Origin of the sequence: Borrelia parkeri (assembly GCF_023035815.1) — a bacterium.
Taxonomy (GTDB): domain Bacteria; phylum Spirochaetota; class Spirochaetia; order Borreliales; family Borreliaceae; genus Borrelia; species Borrelia parkeri.
The window spans coordinates 41,399-60,018 of the sequence record NZ_CP073175.1; the positions used below are offsets into that span (position 1 = coordinate 41,399).

16 protein-coding genes and 2 pseudogenes are annotated in these 18,620 nt (G+C 32.9%); 17 read left to right on the forward strand and 1 reads right to left on the reverse strand.

The genetic code is table 11. The features are described 5' to 3' along the window. The first annotated feature begins 52 nt into the window (after positions 1–52). From bpSLO_RS07915 to bpSLO_RS07995, 17 genes and pseudogenes are all read left to right on the forward strand, one after another. Entirely contained in the window at positions 53–1,057 is a 1,005-nt protein-coding gene (locus tag bpSLO_RS07915; RefSeq protein ID WP_246990275.1) for a variable large family protein, read from the forward strand. A gap of 119 nt (positions 1,058–1,176) precedes the next feature. Beyond that, positions 1,177–2,247, forward strand: a pseudogene (locus bpSLO_RS07920) (variable large family protein). Positions 2,248–2,361: 114 nt separating this feature from the next. Continuing rightward, positions 2,362–3,405 (forward strand): variable large family protein, encoded by a 1,044-nt coding sequence (locus bpSLO_RS07925; protein ID WP_246990296.1) that lies wholly within the window; start codon positions 2,362–2,364, stop codon positions 3,403–3,405. Between the two features lie 129 nt (positions 3,406–3,534). Then, the gene (locus tag bpSLO_RS07930; protein WP_246990276.1) at positions 3,535–4,587 is read left to right on the forward strand and encodes a variable large family protein; all 1,053 of its coding nucleotides are present in this window, start codon (positions 3,535–3,537) and stop codon (positions 4,585–4,587) included. A 238-nt stretch (positions 4,588–4,825) separates the two neighbouring features. Continuing rightward, positions 4,826–5,434 carry a Bdr family repetitive protein gene (bdr, locus tag bpSLO_RS07935; protein WP_246990278.1) on the forward strand — a complete coding sequence of 203 codons (609 nt, stop codon included), beginning with the start codon at positions 4,826–4,828 and terminating at the stop codon, positions 5,432–5,434. Between the two features lie 222 nt (positions 5,435–5,656). Further along, entirely contained in the window at positions 5,657–6,718 is a 1,062-nt protein-coding gene (locus bpSLO_RS07940) for a variable large family protein (protein ID WP_246990279.1), read from the forward strand. Positions 6,719–6,837: 119 nt separating this feature from the next. Next, on the forward strand, positions 6,838–7,497 hold the full coding sequence (locus bpSLO_RS07945) for a Vsp/OspC family lipoprotein (protein ID WP_246990280.1): 660 nt from the start codon (positions 6,838–6,840) through the stop codon (positions 7,495–7,497). A gap of 208 nt (positions 7,498–7,705) precedes the next feature. Continuing rightward, positions 7,706–8,776: a variable large family protein gene (locus tag bpSLO_RS07950; protein WP_432432513.1), complete on the forward strand. Its 1,071-nt coding sequence runs from the start codon at positions 7,706–7,708 to the stop codon at positions 8,774–8,776. 310 nt (positions 8,777–9,086) lie between these two features. After that, positions 9,087–9,326 carry a Bdr family repetitive protein gene (bdr, locus tag bpSLO_RS07955; protein ID WP_246990283.1) on the forward strand — a complete coding sequence of 80 codons (240 nt, stop codon included), beginning with the start codon at positions 9,087–9,089 and terminating at the stop codon, positions 9,324–9,326. Positions 9,327–9,508: 182 nt separating this feature from the next. After that, positions 9,509–9,673 carry a hypothetical protein gene (locus tag bpSLO_RS07960; protein ID WP_246990284.1) on the forward strand — a complete coding sequence of 55 codons (165 nt, stop codon included), beginning with the start codon at positions 9,509–9,511 and terminating at the stop codon, positions 9,671–9,673. Between the two features lie 159 nt (positions 9,674–9,832). Further along, the gene (locus tag bpSLO_RS07965; protein WP_025407659.1) at positions 9,833–10,900 is read left to right on the forward strand and encodes a variable large family protein; all 1,068 of its coding nucleotides are present in this window, start codon (positions 9,833–9,835) and stop codon (positions 10,898–10,900) included. A gap of 139 nt (positions 10,901–11,039) precedes the next feature. Continuing rightward, positions 11,040–11,669 (forward strand): Vsp/OspC family lipoprotein, encoded by a 630-nt coding sequence (locus bpSLO_RS07970; RefSeq protein WP_246990285.1) that lies wholly within the window; start codon positions 11,040–11,042, stop codon positions 11,667–11,669. A gap of 234 nt (positions 11,670–11,903) precedes the next feature. After that, positions 11,904–12,926 (forward strand): annotated as a pseudogene (locus tag bpSLO_RS07975) (variable large family protein). 125 nt (positions 12,927–13,051) lie between these two features. Beyond that, a complete protein-coding gene (locus bpSLO_RS07980; protein ID WP_025407656.1) occupies positions 13,052–14,095 on the forward strand; it encodes a variable large family protein in 1,044 nt (347 codons plus the stop codon). Positions 14,096–14,400: 305 nt separating this feature from the next. Further along, positions 14,401–14,967, forward strand: coding sequence for a Bdr family repetitive protein (gene bdr, locus bpSLO_RS07985; RefSeq protein ID WP_246990286.1), 567 nt, complete (start codon positions 14,401–14,403; stop codon positions 14,965–14,967). A 191-nt stretch (positions 14,968–15,158) separates the two neighbouring features. After that, positions 15,159–16,241 (forward strand): variable large family protein, encoded by a 1,083-nt coding sequence (locus tag bpSLO_RS07990; RefSeq protein WP_246990299.1) that lies wholly within the window; start codon positions 15,159–15,161, stop codon positions 16,239–16,241. A 371-nt stretch (positions 16,242–16,612) separates the two neighbouring features. After that, a complete protein-coding gene (locus bpSLO_RS07995) occupies positions 16,613–17,515 on the forward strand; it encodes a P12 family lipoprotein (RefSeq protein WP_246990287.1) in 903 nt (300 codons plus the stop codon). Between the two features lie 350 nt (positions 17,516–17,865). On the opposite strand, the gene bpSLO_RS08000 is transcribed toward bpSLO_RS07995, so the two are convergent. Next, positions 17,866–18,411, reverse strand: coding sequence for a DUF228 domain-containing protein (locus tag bpSLO_RS08000; RefSeq protein ID WP_246990289.1), 546 nt, complete (start codon positions 18,409–18,411; stop codon positions 17,866–17,868). Positions 18,412–18,620: the final 209 nt, after the last annotated feature.

Consider the following 18,620-nt stretch of genomic DNA (forward strand, 5'->3'; position numbering starts at 1 on the left):
GGAAAACTTTTCTCTTCATGAGATTTGTTTTCCTTTTATCTATATTATACTGATGACTTTATTTTTATTTCTTAGCTGTGGGAGTGGTAGTGCTAAGACTGAGGATCCTCAGAGTAGATTCTTAAAATCTCTTATTAGTTTAAGTAATGACTTATTAAATGTTTTCACTTCCCTTAGTGATATGGTTGGAGGGGTTTTAGGTTTTGATACTAATACTAAAAAGTTTGATGTTGGAGTTTACTTTAAAACTGTTCAGGATACTGTACAAGGTACTAAGGATAAGCTTAATAAAATTGTTGCTGACATGAAATCTGATAATAATCCTAATGCTTCTGCAGTTGAGACCGCTGTAACTAATTTAGTTACTACCACTCTTGATAAGATAATCCAGGGGGCTAAGACTGCTAGTGAGGCTATTGGTTCTGATAATAACCCAATTGCTAATGTTGCTGCTCAGGGTTCTGGTGGTATTGCTGGGGAGGTTGATGGTTTAGTAAAGGGCATTAAGTTAATTGTAGAATTGGTACTCGGAGACAAAGGAAATGCTGATGCGGGGGATAATAAAAAGGCTGAAGATGGTTCTACTGCAAGAGATAACAATGCTGCGGGCATGCTGTTTGCTAGTAACAATGCCGGTGCTAATGCTTCTGCAAAGAAATCAGCTGCTGATGCTGCTAAAGCTGTTGGTGCTGTAACTGGTGCTGACATCTTGAAAGCAATGGTTAAAGATAATGGTGATGCGGCTAAATTAGCCAAAAATAGTGCTGCCAATGGTAATGCTGCTAATGCTAAGAAAGATGCAATTATAGCAGGAGGTATAGCACTGAGAGCTATGGCTAAGGATGGTAAATTTGCTAATAGTAGTGATACTGATGTTACTGCTGAAATTAAAGGTGCAGCTATCAGTGCAGTAACTAAGGCTTTAGATACCTTAACTATTGCTATAAGAAATACTATTGATACAGAACTTAAGATTGTTAAAGATACTATGAAATTTAATTCTACTGATACTCCTGTAACTACTGATAGGCAAGTTTCTGAAACTAAAGGTCAATAATTAGAATTAATAACAATATACATAATTAAATAAAGTCATTTGAGGGAAACTTTTCTTTTTATAAGAATTGTTTCCTTTTTATTTATGTCTGGTCCTCTGAATAAATAAGGAGGCACGTGATAATGAAAAGAATTACTTTTTGTGCGTTATTAATGACTTTATTTTTACTTCTTAGTTGTGGTAGTGGTAGTGCTAAGGTGGAAGATCCTAAGACCACATTCTTAACTTCTATTGCTAATTTAGGTAAAGGTTTCTTAGATGTTTTTACTTCCCTTTCTGATATGGTTGCTGGTGCTTTTGGTATTAAGGCTGATACTAAAAAATCTGATATTGGTAAGTATTTCACTTCTATTGAGACAACTATGAACACAGTTAAAAAGAAATTACAAACGGAAGTTGCTAAGAATGGTAATTACTCAAAAATTAAATCTGTTGTTGATACATTTATCACTAATACATTAGACAAAATTGCTGCTGGTGCAAAGGAAGCTGCTGATGTTGCTAAGGCTGTTGGTGAAGTTGTGAAATCTGATGCTGGTACTAGCGTTGACGCTACAAGTGTCAATGCTCTTGTTAAGGGAATTAAAGAAATTGTTGATTTGATAATAAAAGAAGGTGATGGACAAGCAGATAAAACTACCCCAGTTGATGATGATAAAAAGAATATTGGTAAACTATTTGGAGCTCAGAATTCCGGTAATGATAAAGGTGCTGAAGATAAACATGTAGCTGCTGCTAGTGCTTCTATTGGTGCTGTAACTGGGGCTGATATCCTAAAAGCTATTGCTGCTTCTAATGCTGATGCTAAGAAAGATGGTAAAGTTAGTGAGGCTAAGGATGCAGCTGCTCTGGCTTTAGCTAAGGGTACTAATACTGAGAATTAGGAAAAACTTGGAGATGCAGCAAAGAAGGATGCAGTGATTGCTGCTGGTATTGCACTTCGAGCAATGGCTAAGAATGGTAAATTTATTGTTAAGGATAATGCTGCAAATAAAACTGAGGCTGAGGCAGCTAAAGGGGTTGCTGCTAATGCTGTAAACAAAACATTAAGTACTTTAATAATAGCAATAAGGAATACTGTTGATAGTGGTTTAAAGACAATAAGTGAAGCACTAGCTGCCGTTAAACAAGAAGATAAATCTGCAGATTTTACTACACCTACAGATGCAACAGCTAGTGGACAACAATAAATAATTATTAATAAACATAACTAAATAAAGTCATTTGAGGAAAACTCTTCTCTTCATGAGATTTGTTTTCCTTTTATTTATATCTTTTCCCCTGAGTAAAAAAGGAGGCACGTGATAATGAAAAGAATTACTTTTTGTGCGTTATTAATGACTTTATTTTTACTTCTTGGCTGTGGCAGTGGGAGTGCTAAGACTGAAGATCCTAAAACCTTATTCTTAACTTCTATTGCTAATTTAGGTAAGGGTTTCTTAGATGTTTTTACTTCTCTTTCTGACATGGTTGCTGGCGCTTTTGGTATTAAGGCTGACACTAAAAAGGAAGATATTGGAGCTTATTTCACTAAAATTGCAGAGACTATGACATCTGTTAAAAAGAAATTACAAGATGAAGTTGCAAAAAATGGAAATTATGTAAAGATAAAGACAGCTGTTGATCAGTTTATCACTAACACATTAGATAAAATTGCGGCAGGGGCTAAAACAGCAGCAACAGGAGCTATTGGTAGCGATGCTATTGGTAATGCTGTTAAAAATCAGGCTGCAGAGCCGGCAGATTTTAATAGTGTTAATTCTATAGTTAAAGGGATTAAAGAAATAGCTGATTTGGTGTTAAAAGATAATGGAGATATTAATGCTACTAAAACAAAGCACAATGAGCACAAAACAATTGGTAAATTGCTTAGTACCACTGCTTCTGATGGAACAGAAGCAGTAGCAGCAGCGGCAAGTGCATCAATAGGAGCAGTGACTGGTGCTGATATTTTACAAGCTATTTCTAGATCTGATAAGGCTGCTGATAATGAGATTGGGATTGATCAAGCAAAGAATGCTGCTGAGATTGCTGCTGCTAAAAAAGAGAGTAAGGATTTTGGCGATACTTTAAAAGATAAAGATGCGGTTATAACAGGAGGAATAGCACTGCGTGCTATGGCTAAAGGTGGTAAATTTGCGGCTAATAATGACGATAAATCTGAACATGCAGTTAATGGTGCAGCAGCTAGTGCTGTTGGTAAGACTTTAAGTACTCTTATTATTGCTATTAGAAATACTGTTGATAGTGGTTTAAAGACAATTAGTGATGCTCTTGCTACAGTTACACAAGAAGATAAATCTGTAGAAGCTACTACACCCGCAGAAACAGTAACTAGTGGACAGTAACAATAAAGAATTATTAATAAAACATAACTAAATAAAGTCATTTGAGGAAAACTCTTCTCTCTTCATGAGAACCGTTTTCCTTTTATTTATGTTTTGTCCCTTGTTGAAGTAAAAAGGAGGCACGTGATAATGAAAAGAATTACTTTTTGTGCGTTATTAATGACTTTATTTTTACTTCTTAGTTGTGGCAGTGGGAGTACTAAGGCTGAGGATCCTCAGAGTAGATTCTTAAAGTCAGTTATTAGTTTAGGTAATGACTTCTTAAATGTTTTTACTTCCCTTTCTGATATGGTTGGAGGGTTTTTAGGGTTTAATACTAATACTAAAAAGTCTGATGTTGGGAACTACTTTAAGAAGATTCATGACACTGTTTCATCTACTAAGACATCCCTTGAGAAAATTGTTGCTGATATGAAATCTGATAATAATCCTAATTCAGAGGCTACTGATACCGCTGTAAAAGCTTTAATTACTAATACTCTTGATAAAATAATCCAAGGGGCTAAGACTGCTAGTGAAGCTATTGGTTCTGATAGTAATCCAATAGCTAATGTTGCTGACCAAAATGCAGGTGCTGCTGGTGAAGAAGCTTCAGTTAAGTCTCTTAGTGAAGGAATTGGAAAGATTGTAGGTGTAGTACTTAAAGAAGGAAATCCTGAGGCGGGGGATGATAAAAAGGCTAGTGATGGTTCTACTGCAAGAACCGCTGCTGCTGGGGATGGTGAAGCAGGTAAATTATTTGCTACTGCTAATGTTGGCACTGCTGAGAATGCAAAAAAATCAGCTGCTGATGCAGCAAAAGCTGTTGGAGCAGTAACTGGGGCTGATATTCTTCAAGCTATGGTTAAAGAAAGTGGTGATGCTGCTAAGCTAGCTAAAGAAACAACTGGGAATGCTGGTGCTATCCCTAAAGATGCAACTATAGCAGGTGCTGTAGTTTTAAGGTCTATGGCTAAAGGTGGTAAATTTGCTGGTCCTAGTGATGCTGCTAGTGTTGATGCAAAGAAAGCAGTGGAGAATGCAGCAGTAAGTGCTGTTACTAAAGCATTAAATGAATTAACTATTGCTATAAGAGATACTATTGACGTAGGACTTAAATCTGTTAAAGATGCTATGAAATTTAATCCTAATGATACTCCTGTAACTACTGATAATACAATCTCTGAAGTTAAGAAGAACTAGTTAGAATTTAATAACAATAAACATAACTAAATAAAGTCATTTGAGGAAAACTTTTCTCTCTTCATGAGAACCGTTTTCCTTTTGTTTTTATCTTGTAATATTTGAGCTTTTTGATAAGCTAAATAAAATAGATTAAACATTTATGTTAGATTGAGGGACCTTCTTAAGGCACATTTTACTAACATAAAGTTCCTATAACAGTTAAAATATTATATAATACTTATATAAGGAGATTCTTATGGAACTTGCTCAACCAGTTATTACTCAACAAATGGTTATAGCTGAACTTACTAGAGCTGGTATTAATAGAGATATTGCTATTGATTTATCTTACAGATATTATAAAAATGAACTGACTTATAAAGATATTGAGTATTTAGAGACTACTTTTAACCTTAAACTTGAAAAGGTAGAAGCAACCTTACAAGCCGATATTAGAGACCTTGATAATAAAATTGTCAACGTTAGAAATGAGTTAAAATCAGACATTAAAGACTTGGATACCAAAATCGATTCTGTTGAGAATAATCTTAACACCAAGATTGACAACGTTGAGAATAATCTTAACATTAAGATTGATACTAAATTCAATGAACTTGATAATAAGATAGACACTGTTGAGAATAATCTTAACACTAAGATTGATAATGTTAAAAGTGAGTTAAAATCCGATATTAAAGACTTGGATAATAAGATTGATGTTAACAAAATGGAGCTTGATAATAAACTTGATAAAACTGCATCTGAACTTAAGAGTACATTAAGACTTCATGGTTGGATGTTTGGTACCCTTATTACCCTTAATATAGGAATATTTTTAGCATTAATGTCATTGTTAGTAAAGTAAATTTATTTGATTATCTCCCCCCTTGTTTCATTGAATTTCTGTCAGTTATTTTTTATCAAAATTATTTAATTATTGTTAATAACAATTAACAATAATTAATTGTTATATCACACACAGTATCTGAAATGTTAAAGTATCTATGCTTTTAGCTTTTTTTATTTTATTCAAAGGTTGTTAACCATCTTGCCCCCCTGAGTTGAATTAATAAGGAGGCACGTGATAATGAAAAGAATTACTTTAAGTGCATTATTAATGACTTTATTTTTACTTATGAGCTGTGGAAGTGGTAGTACTAAGACGGAAGATCCTAAAACCACATTCTTAAACTCTATTGCTAATTTAGGTAAAGGGTTCTTAGATGTTTTTACTTCCCTTTCTGATATGGTTACTGGTGCTTTTGGTATTAAGGCTGAGACTAAGAAATCTGATATTGGTAAGTATTTCACTGATATTGCTGACACTATGACATCTGTTAAAAAGAAATTAAATACTGTGGTGGCAGAGAATGGTAACTATCCAAAGATAAAGGGAGTAGTTGATAAGTTTATTACTGACACATTAGACAAGATCGCAGAAGGGGCTAAAGAAGCGGCTAAAGGGGCTACTGGTGATGTTGCTATTGGGAATGCTACTTCGGCTGGACATGGGGCTACTCCTGCTAGCAAGGATTCAGTTGTTTCTCTTGTTAAAGGGTTTAAGACAATGGTTGAAGTGGTGCTAAAAAAGGATGAGGGAAATGCAGGTGCTACTAAAACAGGAGAGTATAAAAAGGACATTGGTAAGTTATTTGCTGATGATAATAGTAAAGCTGATGCCAAAGAAGAAAATATTGCAAAGGCATCAGCAAGTGTTGGTTCAGTGACTGGTGCTGATATATTACAAGCTATTGCTAAATCCAAAGAAGATCCTAAAGTTGATAATGCTAATGGAATTGAAAAAGCTACAGATGCTGCTGAGATTTCTATTGCTCCGGCTGTTAACGACAAGAAAGAAATTAAAGAGGCAGAAGCCAAGAAAGATGCAGTTATTGCTGCTGGTATTGCTTTAAGAGCTATGGCTAAGGATGGTAAGTTTGCTGCTAATAACAATGCTAAAGATGCCAATGCAGTCAATGGTATTGCTGCCAATGCTGTTGGTAAGACTTTAAGTACTCTTATTATTGCTATTAGAAATACTGTTGATAGTGGTTTAAAGACAATTAATGACGCTCTTGCTACAGTTACACAAGAAGATAACTCTGTAGATTCTACTACACCTGCAGAAGCAGCAACTGGTGGACAATAATAAAGATATTAATAAAACATAACTAAATAAAGTCATTTGAGGAAAACTTTTCTCTTCATGAGAGCTGTTTTCCTTTTATTTATATTTGTCCCCTTGATTTAATAAGGAGGCACGTGATAATGAAAAGAATTACTTTAAGTGCGTTATTAATGACTTTATTTTTACTTATGTCTTGTAATAATTCAGCTTCTTCTCCTAAAGATGGACAAGCAGCTAAATCTGATGGTACTCTTATTGATTTAGCTAAAATAACTAATAACATTACCGAGGCTGTTGCTTTTGCTAAGAGTGTTACAGAAATTCATACTTTAGTTAAGTCTATTGATGACCTTGCTAAGGCTATTGGTAAGAAAATTCAAAATCAAGATATACTTGGTACTGATAGTGGTAAAAATACTGCATTGATAGCAGGGGTTTTTAGTATCACATTGGATATAGTAAAAAAATCAAAAGCTTTGCAAATTCCAGAATTTATTAAAGATCAACAAATTTTAACTCAAAAAGTTAGAGGAGTTACAACTTCAGTTGAGGCATTTATAAATAAGTTGAAGAATAAAACTGTTGAGTTGGCGGTTGATAGTGGAGCAACTACTGATGATAATGCACAAAAAGCTATAGACAGAAATGAGAAGCCTAGTGGGGAGAATGGAGCAAAAGAACTTGGTGAGCTTAATACAGCAATTGATGAATTATTAAAGGCCGCTAATGGTGCAGTAACAGCTGCAATGAAGGAGCTTACAACTCCTGCTAAGTTAGCATCTACTGCTCAATCTAACTAAGGATAAACAAGTTAATTTATTATTATAAGATTACTTTTTAATCAATCGTTATTATCTGCAAAAATAAAGTCTATAAATAATAAGCTAAGAGTATGCTTCTCTTAGCTTATTTTGTTTCTTTATTCTTTTTTTACTTGCTTTACTACTTTATTATACTTCCTTAAGATTCCTTTTATCTTTTAGACTTATATTTATGGCTTGATTTTACATTATTTTAGAACTTAATAATAACTTATATTTCTTATTTTTACTTCTGAGTTGTGGTAGTGGCAGTACTAAGACTGAGGATCCTCAGAGTAGATTCTTAAAATCTATTATTAGTTTAAGTAATGACTTCTTAAATGTTTTTACTTCCTTTGCTGATATGCTTGGAGGGGTTTTAGGGTTTAATACTAATACTAAAAAGTCTGATGTTGGAGTTTACTTTAAAACTGTTCAGGATACTTTACAAGGCACTAAGGATAAGCTTAATAAAATTGTTGCTGACATGAAATCTGAAAATAATCCTAATGCAGAGGCTACTGATACCGCTGTAAAAGCTCTAATTACTAATACTCTTGATAAAATAATTGATGGTGCTAAAACCGCTAGTGAGGCTATTGGTACTACAGGTGATGAGTTACTTGGTAATATTTCTGATAAGGGTGCTGGTGATAATACTTCTCATGGTGCTGGTGCGAAGTCTGATAGTGTTGAAAATTTAATTAGGGGCGTCAAATCAATTGTAGACGTGGTACTTAAAGACAAAGGAAATGCTGAGGCTGGTACTGATAAAAAAGCTGAAGATGGTAATACCGCTAGGACTAATGGAAATGCTGCTGATGGTGAAGCAACTAAATTATTTGTTGGTGCTGGTAATGCTGATAATGCAAAGAAATCAGCTGCTGATGCTGCTAAAGCTGTTGGGGCTGTGACTGGGGCTGACATTTTAAAAGCTATGGTTAAAGATGATGGTGATACTGCTAAATTAGCTAAGAATAATGTTGCAGCTGTTAACGCTACTGGCAGACCTAAAGATGCGGTTATTGCAGGGGCTATAGCTTTAAGAGCTATGGCTAAGGGTGGTAAATTTGCTAACGGTAATGCTGCTAATGATATTTCAACTGCAGTTAAAGGAATCGCTATAAGTGCAGTAACTAAAGCATTAAATGCATTAACAATAGCAATAAGAAATACTATTGATTTGGGTCTTAAAACAGTTAAAGATGCTATTAAATTTAATACTACTGATACTACTGTAACTACTGATAATCAGACCTCTGAAACTAAGAAGAACTAATAGTCAGTACTAAAGAGTATTTAATAACAATATACATAACTAAATAAAGTCATTTGAGGAAAACTCTTCTCTTCATGAGAATTGTTTTCCTTTTAGATATATCTTGTAATAATTCAGGTCTAAATAATATTGATAGCAATCCTTTAACAACAGATTGATGGTAAGACTGCATTTGAGCTTTTTGATAAACTAAAGAAAATAGACTGGACGCTTTATATTAGAGTTAGGGACCCTCTTAAAGCACATTTTACTAACTATAAAGTTTCTATAATACTTAAGATATTATATAATGATTATATAAGGAGATTTTATGCAAGATTCATCACTACATTCTGTTGTTAATACACAAATTTTTAATGGGCATATTACAGAGGAGATTATATATCAAGAATTTGTAAAAATGGGTATGCAAGATTTTGTTGCAAATGATCTCTCTAAAAGATATTATCGTAATGAACTGACTTATAAAGATATTGAGTATTTAGAGACTACTTTTACCTTAAGCTTGAAAAAGTTGAAACACTATTACAAGCTGAAATTAAATCTGTAGAGTCAAGCTTACAAGCTGAGATTCAAAGGGTTGAGACAAACTTAAGATCTGATATTAGAGAGCTGGATACCAAAATCGATACTGTTGAGAATAATCTTAATACTAAGATTGATACTAAATTTAATGAACTCGATAATAAGATTGATAATGTTAGAAATGAGGTTTTTCTTGTTAGAAGAGATATGGAAATTAATAGGGTGGAGCTTGATAATAAACTTGATAAAGCTACATCAGAATTTAAGAGTTCATCAAGACTTCATGGTTGGATGTTTGGAACCCTTATTACCCTTAATATAGGAATTTTCTTAGCATTAATATCCATAGTCTATTCATTATTGAATAAGTAAGTTTAAGTTAAGTAAACCCTTTCTTTGATTATATATCAAACCCTTTCTTTGATTATATATCAGTTATTTTTTATTACAACAATCAATCAATTTTATTAATCGTTGAATCACACACAGCCTCTGCGATGTTAAACCCCCTGAGTAATAAGGAGGCACGTGATAATGAAAAGAATTACTTTTTGTGCGTTATTGATGACTTTATTTTTACTTCTTAGTTGTGGTAGTGGTAGTGCTAAGGTGGAAGATCCTAAAACCACATTCTTATCTTCTATTGCTAATTTAGGTAAAGGGTTCTTAGATGTTTTTACTTCTCTTTCTGATATGGTTTCTGGGGCTTTTGGTATTAAAGCAGATACTAAAAAATCTGATATTGGTAAGTATTTCACTTCTATTGAAACTACTATGAACACAGTTAAAAAGAAATTACAAGAGGAAGTTGCTAATAATGGTAATTACTCAAAAATTAAGACAGTTGTTGATACGTTTATCACTAACACATTAGACAAAATTGCTGCAGGAGCTAAGGAAGCTGCTAAAGGAGCTACTGGTGATGCTATAGGAAATGCTACCTCAGCTGGACATGGAGCTACTCCTGCTAGCAAGGATTCAGTTGTTTCACTAGTTAAAGGGATTAAGACTATTGTTGAAGTGGTATTAAAAAATAATGAAGGGAGTGCAGAGGCTACTAAAACTGCAGAAGATGATAAAAAGGATATTGGTAATCTTTTTATTAATGATGCAGGTAAGGCTGATGCCAAAGAAGAAAATATTGCAAAGGCATCAGCAAGTATTGGTTCAGTGACTGGTGCTGACATATTACAAGCTATTGTTAAATCCAAAGAAGATCCTAAAGCTAATAATACTGATGGAATTGAAAAAGCTACAGATGCAGCAGAGATTGCGATTGCTCCCGCTGTTGCTAACAAGAAAGAAATTAAAGAGGCTTCAGCAAAGAAAGACGCGATTATTGCAGCGGGGATTGCTTTAAGAGCTATGGCTAAAGATGGTAAATTTGCTGCTAAGGATGAAGAGAAGTCTGCTAATGCGGTTAATGGTGTTGCTGCTAATGCTGTTGGTAAGACTTTAAGTACTCTTATTATTGCTATTAGAAATACTGTTGATAGTGGATTAAAGACAATTAGTGAAGCACTAGCATCCGTTACACAAGAAGATAAATCTCTAGATTCTACTACACCCGCAGAATCAACAACTAGTGGACAACAATAATAAATAATTATCAATAAACATAACTAAATAAAGTCATTTGAGGAAAACTTTTCTCTCTTTATGAGAATTGTTTTCCTTTTGTTTATATCTTGCCCCTCTCTTGCCTTCCTGAGTTGAGTAAAAAATGAGGCACGTGATAATGAAAAGAATTACTTTAAGTGCGTTATTAATGACTTTATTTTTACTTATGTCTTGTAATAATTCAGGGACTTCTCCTAAAGATGGACAAGCGGCTAAGTCTGATGGAACAATCCTTGACTTAGCTACAATAACTAAAAACATAACAGAGGCTGTTGCTTTTGCTAAGAGTGTTACAGAAATTCATACTTTAGTTAAGTCTATTGATGACCTTGCTAAGGCTATTGGTAAGAAAATTAAAGATGGTGATGAACTTGATATTGAGGCTGCTGTGAATGAATCTTTAGTTGCAGGAGCATTTCAAGTAATATTGACTGTAGAAACTAAATTGAAATTATTGGAAGGACCATCAGCTAAAATCCCAGATGCATGTAAGAAAAAGGTTACTGAGGCTAAGACTAAAAGTAGAGAGTTTTTAGGCAAATTGAGAGGGGCCACAGCTACTCTTGGTAAAAAAGGCGTTGCTGATAATGATGCAAAAGCAGCTATAGATAGAATAGGTACATCTAATGGAGATAAAGGTGTTGCAGAACTTATTGCCTTGAACACAGCAGTTGATGCTTTGTTAACAGCTGCTAATGATGCAGTAACAGCTGCTATTAATGCTCTTACAACTCCTGCTAAACCTTAATTAAGAGATAAATTGTTATTATAAGATTACTTTTTAATCAATCGTAATTATCTGATAAAATAAAGTCTATAAATAATAAGCTAGGAGTTTGCTTCTCTTAGCTTATTTTGTTTCTTTATTCTATATTTACTTGCTTTACTTCTTTATTAGACTTCTTTAAATTTCTTATGATTTCTTTTATCTTTTAGACTTATATTTATGCCTTGATTTTACCTTATTTTATCACTTAATTAAATCTTATATTGCTTATTTTTACTTCTTAGCTGTGGAAGTGGCAGTACTAAGTCTGAGGATCCTCAGAGTAGATTCTTAAAATCTATTATTAGTTTAAGTAATGACTTCTTAAATGTTTTTACTTCACTTTCTGATATGGTTGGAGGGGTTTTAGGGTTTAATACTACTACTAAGAAGTCTGATGTTGGGAACTACTTTAAGACCGTTCAGGATACTGTATAAGGTACTAAGGATAAGCTTAATAAAATTGTTGCTGATATGAAATCTGATAATAATCCTAATGCTTCTGCAGTTGATACCGCTGTAAAAGCTCTAATTGCTAATACTCTTGATAAGATAATTGATGGTGCTAAAACCGCTAGTGAGGCTATTGGTTCTGATAGCAATCCAATTGCTAATGTTGCTGCTACTAATGCTGATGGAGCTGCTGGGACTGGAGTTGATAGTTTAGTAAAGGGAATTAAGTTAATTGTAGATGTGGTTCTTAAAGAAGGAAATGCTGAAGCTGGGAATGATAAAAAAGCTGAAGATGGCAATACTGCAAGAACTGCTGCTGGTGGTGATGGTGAAGCAGGTAAATTATTTACAGCTGGTGCTGGTGCGGCTGGTGATGCTAACAATTCAAAAAAAGTTGCAGCTGATGCTGCTAAAGCTGTTGGTGCTGTAACTGGCGCTGACATCTTGAAAGCCATGGTTAAAGATAATGGTGATGCTGCTAAATTAGCTACTTCTCAGAATGCTGGTGCTGCCCCTAAAGATGCAACTATTGCAGGAGGTATAGCTTTAAGGGTTATGGCTAAGGATGGTAAATTTGCTGGTCCTAGTGCTGCTGCTGATGATGCTGTTACTGCAGTGAAAGGAGTATCAGTAAGTGCTGTTACTAAGGCATTGGGTACTTTAACTATTGCAATAAGAAACACTATTGATGTGGGACTTAAAACCGTTAAAGATGCTATGAATATTAATACTACTGATACTCCTGTAACCACTGATAATACAACCTCTGAAGCTAAAAACCAATAATCAGAATTAATAACAATATATATAATTAAATAAAGTCATTTTAGGAAAACTATTTCTCTCTTTATGAGGATTGTTTTCCTTTTGTTTTTATCTAGCTTCCCTGGTTAATAAGGAGGCACGTGATAATGAAAAGAATTACTTTAAGTGCGTTATTGATGACTTTATTTTTACTTATGAGTTGTGGTAGTGGCAGTACTAAGTCTGAGGATCCTAAAACCACATTCTTAAACTCTATTGCTAATTTAGGTAAAGGGTTCTTAGATGTTTTTACTTCTCTTTCTGACATGGTTGCTGGCGCTTTTGGTATTAAGGCTGACACTAAAAAGGAAGATATTGGAGCTTATTTCACTAAAATTGCAGAGACTATGACATCTCTTAAAAAGAAATTACAAGATGAAGTTGCAAAAAATGGAAATTATGTAAAGATAAAGACAGCTGTTGATCAGTTTATCACTAACACATTAGATAAAATTGCTGCAGGAGCAAAGGAAGCATCAAAAGGGACTACTAGTGATGCTGTTATTGGAAATGCTGTTAAAGGAGAAGATGCTGCACCTGCAGAAGTTGCAAGCGTAAATGCCCTAGTTAAAGGAATTAAAACCATTGTTGACGTGGTTTTAAAAGATAATGAAGGAAATCCAGATGCTACTAAGACAGCAGAAACTGAGCAAAAATCAATTGGTAAGTTGTTTGGTACTAATGCCGCTGATGGAACAGAAGCACAAGCTGCAGCAGCAAGTGCTTCAATTGGAGCTATAACTGGTGCTGACATTCTAAAAGCTATTGCTAAGTCTGAAGAGGCTAAGGGTGAGCCTACTATTGAGCAATCAAAGAATGCTGCTGAAATTGCTGCTGCTAAGAAAGAAGACAATAAGGATCTTGGGGCTTCAGCAAGAAAGGATGCAGTAATAGCAGCAGGAATAGCACTGAGAGCAATGGCTAAAGATGGTAAACTTGCTGCTAAGACAGGTGAAGATAAATCTGCTCATGCAATAAATGGTGCTGTTGCTAGTGCTGTTGGTAAGACTTTAAGTACTCTAATAATAGCAATAAGAAATACTGTTGATAGTGGTTTAAAGACAATAAGTGCAGCTCTTGCTACAGTTACACAAGAAGATAAGTCTGCAGATTCTACTACACCTACAGATGCAGCAACTGGTGGACAGTAACAATAAAGAATTATTAATAACAATATACATAACTAAATAAAGTTATTTTAGGAAAACTATTCTTTTCATAAGAATTGTTTTCCTTTTTTACTATTTGTAATAATACTCAGGTCTAAATAGTATTGATAGCAATCCTTTAACAACAGATTGATGGTAAGACTGCATTTGAGAGCTTTTTAATAAACTAAAAAAAATAGACTAAATACTTTATGTTAGATTTAGGAACCCTTTTAAATCATATTTTACTAAAATAAAGTTCCTATAACCGTTAAAATATTATATAATAATTACATAAGGAGATTTTTATGGGACTTGCTCAACCTGTTATTACTCAACAAATGGTCATCAATGAACTTACTAAAGCCGGTATTAAGAGAGACATCGCTGTTGATCTGTCCTACAGATACTATCGTAATGAACTGACTTACAAAGATATTGAATTCTTAAAAGAAAACTTTGATATAAAGCTTGAAAAAGTTGAAGCACTCTTACAAGCTGAAATTAAATCTGTAGAGTCAAGTTTACAAGCTGAGATTAAATCTGTCAAAACTGAACTGGATAACAAAATAGATACCAAATTTAATGAACTCGATACTAAGATTGATGCTAAATTCAATGAACTTGATAATAAGATTGATACAGTTAGGAATGAATTAAAATCTGATATTTCATCTGTTAGCAATGAAATTTTTCTTGTTAGAAAAGATATGGAAATTAATAGGGTGGAGCTTGATAATAAACTTGATAAAGCCACATCTGAATTTAAGAGTACATCAAGATTACATAATTGGATGTTTGGAACCCTTATTACACTTAATATAGGAATATTTTTAACATTAATGTCCATAGTCTATTCATTGTTAAGTAAGTAAATTTAAGTTAAGTAAACCCTTTCTTTGATTATATATCAGTTATTTTTTATTACAACAATCAATCAATTTTATTAATTGTTGAGTCACACACAGTCTCTGTAATATTAAAGTATCTATGCTTTTAGTTTTTGTTTTTATTTTATTCAAAGGTTGTTAACCATTGTACTCCTGAGGTAATAAGGAGGCACGTGATAATGAAAAGAATTACTTTTTGTGCGTTATTGATGACTTTATTTTTACTTCTTAGCTGTGGAAGTGGTCAACTTCAGGCTGAGAAATTGGCTGCTGAGAGTAAGAATACTTTCTTTGATTCATTAGTTAAGATAGGTCATGGGTTTTATGAGATTTTTGGCATCTTTGGTAATGCTATTGGGGATACTTTTGGACTTACAGTAGTTAAATCGGGTGATAAGAGAAGTAAAGTTGGTGAACACTTTAAGACTATAGGAGATGGGCTTACAACTACTAAGAATAAGTTGAAAGAGCTATCAAATAAAATATCTGAAACAAAAAATGCTAATAGCAGCACAATTGAAGCTATTAAGAATGCAATTAAAGGTGCAAATGATGTCTTTGAACAACTAATTGCTGTTCTAACTACACTTGCTGATACTGCTAAAGAGGCTGGTAATACTGATATTGGTGATGCAACTACTGATAATAATGCTGCAGGTGCTGATGAAGCTAGTGTAAAGGCTATAATTGAAAGTGTAAAGACAATTATTGATCTAGCAGATAAATCTGGCATAGAAATCAAGCCTGGCAATTTTGGTGAACCGGTGGCTAATGGAGATGGACCTAAAGCTCTAATTCATAACGCTCAAGCTGGTGCAGGTGATGCTGCAAAGCTAGCAGGCGAAGTATCAAAAGCCGACCCATGGGCTATGGTTGATAAGATTAAGAATGCCAAGGCTACTGCACCTGCTGCACCTGCTGCTAATTCTGAAGCCGGAGTACTAGCTACTGCTACTAATGGCAATAATGCTGCCGGCAGTGCAGCTACTAATGCAGACTTAGCAGCTGCTGTTGCTCTTAAAGCCATGACTAAAGGTGGTAAATTTACTCAACCTGCTGCTAATGAAGATGGAGCAATTAAAGCTGCTGCTGTAACTGCTGTAAATAAGGTACTGGGAATACTTGACTTAATAATTAGGAAAACAGTATCAATCAATCTAGATAAGATAAGAGAAGCTGTTAAGGGAATACAGTACTCTGAAACTACTACTGAATCAACTGAAGCTAGTACTACTACTCAACCGGCTGCTGCTAAATAAATTATCTAATTAAATAATCTACTAAATAAAGTCATTTTAGGAAAACTTTTCTTTTTATAAGAATTGTTTTCCTTTTTTGCATTTTAGTAGATTAAATATTTGTACTAAAGATAAGTAAACAAGCTCTAGCTAAATCTCTTTAACTAGGGGTATTTTATTATTATAAGATTAGTTTTGTTTGGTATGTAATTAATTTTATTTTATTAAAATAATTTTAAATAGATTTTAATTATTACAGAGTCAAATAATTGAGGTTTTATGTAAATTTATTTTTGAAATTTAAATTAAATGGTGTATATTAGATTAAATAATTATTATATTTCAATATCGAGATTCAATAATTAAATAATCTAATATCCCAGGAGTGAGATATGAAGAGAAGTATTTTATCAGTATGTATATTAACATTATTATGTTTGTTATCATGTGATATAAATGTCCTTAATGATTTATTAAATGAAGTAAGGGGCAAATTTTTAGATGAAAGCAAAGATAATAAAGATTTAAACCATAAACAAGAAAATCAGGAACAAAAAGAAGTTGTTATAGATGATTTAGAAGAAGAAGTAGTAGAAATACAACAAGATATGGGAGTAAAACCTGTTAATGCGGGATTTGAGGTGTCTGAGCAAGTTCAACCATACTATGTTAAAGAAGAAGTAATAAAAATAGAAGAAAAAGATTTAGTTCCAAGTACTGATGAAGAGAGCAAAGCACAAGAAGAAATTGAAAATGTAAAAAGAGTGCTTGGAGATTCTGAATTCCATCAATTAATTGAGGAGGCACGTAAGCTTCAAACAGAGTCTAAACAATTAGAATCCGATTTTTATAGAATATTTTCAGAATTTCAGACGAAACTACAAGAGCAAAGGTCTATTTCTAAGAGCAATAGTCAAACGTATAGAACAAAGAGACAGGAACTAATTAAATTACAAAATAGGTTTAATGAAAAAAGGAATCAGATCGATATGTTCATAACCCAAATTGATGCAGGACTTAATGAAAGAAGTTCCGCAAAATCCTTTTTTGAGCAATCCCAAGAGACTTTAAAAGAAGCTATTACTGAAAGATTAAGAAAGAAGAAACGTAGAAGTTACTTATCAAGAAAAGTAGACAATGATTTAGTAGCTAGACAGGCACAAAGAGAAGCAGAGAATGCGTTAAAACAATTAGAATCTTCTTCTATAAAATTAATTGAAGCAATGGGAGAAAAGAAAAATATAGAAGCTCTCATTGAAGAAGCAAAATCTTATCTATCAAATTTTGCAAGATAGAGATGGTAAAGATTTAAATATTTTATAATATTAGTATTTTCAATAAGAGTTCCTTTATAAGGAACTCTCTTTAATTTTATTTAAACAAGTTTCTAAAAATAATTATCTTTGTTGATTATATATTTATTTTGTTTATCACATTTTGAGTATAAAAAGAGAGGTATTTGAAGATAATAAGTTAAAATGATGAGGATAAAAGTAAGTGAAGATGATATTGTAATCAATCTGTGCATTGTAAACTATAATTATTTGATGTATTGTTTCATTTGAATTTTTCTAAGTTGATTATATGTACTTTCTTTGTTGTGAAACCTAAGGGACAAAACGATTAATATGTTTTAACTTTTTCTTCAATGAATCTTTACTTCTGCTAACCAATGTCCTTGTATTTCATCACGGATTGAGTCTGAAAGAGCAATAGCATATATATTTTTATCACGAGTTTTTTTAACTTTTTCAAGCATACCATATTGATTGAAAAACAGTTTGTCATTCTTTTTAATAGTTGAATCTTTTACTATTAGATATCCTTGAAATGTATTACCAAGTATTGGTATTACTGTTGCCTTTTGTGTAAAATCATCAAAATTACTGCATATACCATATAAATCATCACCACCTCCAGGTTCAACATGTGGTTCATAATCACCCTCAAAAGCTAACTTAACTCCTTTCTTGTATGGAGATTCTTTACATGGGTAAATCTCTAACGTAGTCTTACTGCTTGAGTTAGTTTCTCCAGGAGCATTTATTATCTTTTGTATTTTATCTCTAAAATCAGTATTGTTACTAAAAACAGCTTTTTCATTATTGTTTGGATTTTTTATATACGGTCGATTTATATCAGAAGTTCTTTTTTTATGTTTTTTTATTAGTTTTATTAACTTAAACAACATCAACATCATCTTTTTTACTAATTTAATTAGATAAGGAATAATAGGGTAAAGAAATGTTTTGTAAAAATCGGTTAAGTGACGTAAATGAATTAGTATCTCTTTTAGTATTTTAATAAACATATTATTAGTAAATAATATAACAAAAATAGGATTATACAAAAAAATCTTATGAATTTTTATAATAATTTATACTAATACAAAATAAACTA

Excerpts from the sequence above, each read along its gene's own strand:
- bpSLO_RS08000 (WP_246990289.1), bottom strand. The coding sequence starts at position 18,411 with ATGTTGTTTAAGTTAATAAAACTAATAAAAAAACATAAAAAAAGAACT.
- bpSLO_RS07930 (WP_246990276.1), top strand. The coding sequence starts at position 3,535 with ATGAAAAGAATTACTTTTTGTGCGTTATTAATGACTTTATTTTTACTT.
- bdr (WP_246990286.1), top strand. The coding sequence starts at position 14,401 with ATGGGACTTGCTCAACCTGTTATTACTCAACAAATGGTCATCAATGAA.
- bdr (WP_246990278.1), top strand. The coding sequence starts at position 4,826 with ATGGAACTTGCTCAACCAGTTATTACTCAACAAATGGTTATAGCTGAA.
- bpSLO_RS07970 (WP_246990285.1), top strand. The coding sequence starts at position 11,040 with ATGAAAAGAATTACTTTAAGTGCGTTATTAATGACTTTATTTTTACTT.
- bpSLO_RS07960 (WP_246990284.1), top strand. The coding sequence starts at position 9,509 with ATGGAAATTAATAGGGTGGAGCTTGATAATAAACTTGATAAAGCTACA.
- bdr (WP_246990283.1), top strand. The coding sequence starts at position 9,087 with ATGCAAGATTCATCACTACATTCTGTTGTTAATACACAAATTTTTAAT.
- bpSLO_RS07940 (WP_246990279.1), top strand. The coding sequence starts at position 5,657 with ATGAAAAGAATTACTTTAAGTGCATTATTAATGACTTTATTTTTACTT.
- bpSLO_RS07995 (WP_246990287.1), top strand. The coding sequence starts at position 16,613 with ATGAAGAGAAGTATTTTATCAGTATGTATATTAACATTATTATGTTTG.
- bpSLO_RS07915 (WP_246990275.1), top strand. The coding sequence starts at position 53 with ATGACTTTATTTTTATTTCTTAGCTGTGGGAGTGGTAGTGCTAAGACT.
- bpSLO_RS07980 (WP_025407656.1), top strand. The coding sequence starts at position 13,052 with ATGAAAAGAATTACTTTAAGTGCGTTATTGATGACTTTATTTTTACTT.
- bpSLO_RS07945 (WP_246990280.1), top strand. The coding sequence starts at position 6,838 with ATGAAAAGAATTACTTTAAGTGCGTTATTAATGACTTTATTTTTACTT.